This window comes from Nocardiopsis sp. TNDT3 (assembly GCF_003427465.1).
Taxonomy (GTDB): domain Bacteria; phylum Actinomycetota; class Actinomycetes; order Streptosporangiales; family Streptosporangiaceae; genus Nocardiopsis; species Nocardiopsis dassonvillei.
Genome location: NZ_QPFC01000316.1, coordinates 1 through 2,883, shown reverse-complemented (window position 1 = coordinate 2,883; position 2,883 = coordinate 1). Strand labels below are relative to the sequence as shown.

The 2,883-nt window shown below is 72.1% G+C and carries 3 protein-coding genes; all 3 read right to left on the bottom strand.

Annotated elements, in window-relative coordinates:
- Positions 1-219: 219 nt before the first annotated feature.
- Positions 220-822, bottom strand: a complete 603-nt coding sequence (locus DQW06_RS08505; protein WP_232051620.1) for a hemerythrin domain-containing protein — start codon at positions 820-822, stop codon at positions 220-222.
- A gap of 141 nt (positions 823-963) precedes the next feature.
- Positions 964-2,121, bottom strand: a complete 1,158-nt coding sequence (gene xylA / locus DQW06_RS08500) for a xylose isomerase (protein WP_071621080.1) — start codon at positions 2,119-2,121, stop codon at positions 964-966.
- Between the two features lie 55 nt (positions 2,122-2,176).
- Positions 2,177-2,883: beta-galactosidase trimerization domain-containing protein (locus DQW06_RS08495; protein ID WP_198662407.1), on the bottom strand; the 707-nt coding region annotated here is incomplete at its 5' end.

The window sequence follows — 2,883 nt, the reverse complement described above, 5'->3', positions numbered from 1 at the left end:
CCCCCACCCTCCCGTTGTACGGGGTGCCGGAAGGTGCGGTAGAAAGTGTCCCCCGGGCTCCACTCAAAGCCTTCACGGAATACCGCGCCCGCAAGGGCGGCAGGAGCCGTGTTGTGCACCGCGCCGTGAGGCGACCGCCGCACCGTTCCGGTGTACGTGACGGCCCCGCAGGGCAACTGCCCTGCGGGGCCGTTTCACGTCCCGCGCCCCAAGGGGAACTCAGCCGCGCCGGGCCCTCTGGACGGCCTCGGCCAGCTCCTCCTTGTTCATCTTGGAGCGGTTCTCGATGTCCAGCTCCTTGGCCTCCTCGTAGAGGTCGCGCTGCCTGGGAACCCTGCCCTTGACGTCGAAGCGCTCCAGCTCCCGGGCGCGCCGCTCCCAGAACGCCCTGCCCAGCTCCTGGGCCCGCTTCTGGCTCACGGCCTCCCTGAGGCCGGGCAGGACGTCGCTCTCCTCCTCCTCGACGTGGTGCTTGACCGCGTCGACGAACTCCTTGCAGCGCTTGTCGAACTCCTTGCTCTTCGGGTCGCACTCCTTCAGCTTCCGGAGCAGCTCCTCGGCCTCCTGGTGCTCCTCCGTGCCGTGGCGGACCTCCGGTCCCTCGCCAGCGGCCTTGGCGGCGGCCGGGTACACCTCGTCCTCCTCGGCGCGGCTGTGCGCGGTGAGGATCGCCTCGATCTCCTCCAGCAGGCGCGGCCGCTGGTCGGGCTCGGACTGGAGCCGGTCGAACAGCTCCTCCATCGTCCGGTGGTCCTTCAGGATCAGGGTGACGGCGTCCTCGGCCATGTTCTCCTCCGCTTCGGTGGTGGTGCTTCCGACCACCGCCACTACCCACGGGCCCGCTGTCCAGACACGGAGCCGACCGGTCACCGCCCCGGCCGCCGCCCCGCCCCGACCCGGGAAACAGCAGGGGCCGCGCCCCGCGCCCCGCGCGGAACACGGCCCGGATCCGGGAACGGAAGGTCAGCGCAGGCCGAACAGGTGCTCCATGGCGAGCTGGTCCAGGCGCTCGAAGTGGTAGCCCCGCTCACCGACCTCGGCCAGGTCGATCTCCTCGGCCAGCAGGTCGGACAGGGACTCGCCCTCGCCCAGCGTGGACTGGGACAGCTCGGGCACGCGCGAGGCCGCGAGCGCCTCCACCACCTCGGGGTCGGCGCGGAACGCCCTGGCCTTCTCCTTGAGGATGAGGTAGTTGCGCATGCAGGCCGCGGCCGACTCCCACACGCCGCTCATGTCCTCGGTGCGCGGCGTCTTGAAGTCGAAGTGCAGCGGGCCGTCGTAGCCCGCGCTCTCCAGCAGGTCCACCAGGAAGAACGCCTCCTTGACGTCGCCCGAGCCGAAGCGCAGGTCCTGGTCGTACTTGATCCCGCGCTGGCCGTTGAGGTCGATGTGGAAGAGCTTGCCCGCCCACAGGGCCTGCGCGACGCCGTGCGCGAAGTTCAGCCCGGCCATCTGCTCGTGGCCGACCTCCGGGTTGACCCCCACCATCTCGGGGTGCTCCAGCTCGTTGATGAAGGCCAGGGCGTGCCCCACCGTGGGCAGCAGGATGTCGCCGCGCGGCTCGTTGGGCTTGGGCTCCAGGGCGAAGCGCAGGTCGTGGCCCTGCTCGCGCACGTAGCCGCACAGGATGTCGAAGGCCTCGCGCAGCCGGTCCAGGGCGGCGTGGTCGTTCTTGCCCGCCTCGGTCTCGGCGCCGTCCATGCCTCCCCAGCACACGTAGGTCTCGGCGCCCAGCGACACGGCCAGCTCGATGTTGCGGATGACCTTGCGGATGGCGTACCGGCGCACGTCGCGGCTGTTGGAGGTGAACCCGCCGTCGCGGAACACCGGGTCCGAGAACAGGTTGGTGGTCGCCATCGGCACCTTGAGCCCGGTCTCGTCCAGGGCCGCGCGGAACCGCTTGAGGATGTCCTCGCGCTCGGTGTCGGAGCTGCCGGGCGGGATGAGGTCGTCGTCGTGGAAGGTGATCCCGTGCGCGCCGAGGTCGGCGAGGCGGCGGACGGCGTCCACCGGGTCGAGCGCCGGGCGGACGGGGTCGCCGAAGGTGTTCACCCCGCGCCACCCCACGGTCCACAGACCGAAGGTGAACCTGTCCGCGGGCACGGGCTGGTAGCTGCTCATGTCGTGTCTCCTGAGGTAGGCGCAGGACTCCGGAATAGTTTGTCTAGAGTCACAACTAATTGTCAACGGGGTGGCCGCGCAACACCGCCACCCCGCCGCCCGGCAGGGTCATCCCCTGCGCCGAAACGCCCGACACCAGGTCGCGGGCGCCCGCGTCCAGCCCGAACCGGGCCGGGTCGATCCACCGCGGCCGGTTGTCGTGGTTGGTGACGAACACCCACGCGCCGTCCCGGTCCACCCGGCGCACCACCTCCAGCCCCGGCTCCGGGAACGGCCCCGTCCCCGCCGCCTCGGCCAGCAGCCGCGCCAGGCCCCGGTCCGACAGCCGGGCCGACAGGTACCAGGCCTCGCCCGCGCCGTGGCGCCGCCGCGTCACCGCGGGCAGCCCGTCCAGCGGGCCGCCCGCGTAGTGGGCCACCGCCTCGGCCCCCGCCAGGTGGACGTGCTCGCTCCACAGGGTGACCTCCTCGCGCACCGAACCCAGGTCCACGCCCACCGCGTCCCCGGGCAGCAGCGGGTGCACCTCCTCCACCCGCACCCCCAGCAGGTCCCGCAGCGCGCCCGGGTACCCGCCGGTGCGCACGGTCCCGTCCGGGTCGGCGGCCCCGCTCAGGAAGGTCACCACCAGCGTTCCGCCGTCCTCGGTGTAGCGGGCCAACCGCTCGGCCGCCTCGTCCGAGAGCAGGTACAGGGCGGGCACCACCAGCAGCGGCACCCGCGGCAGGTCGCGGTCGGGGCGCACCATGTCCACCGTGCGCCCCG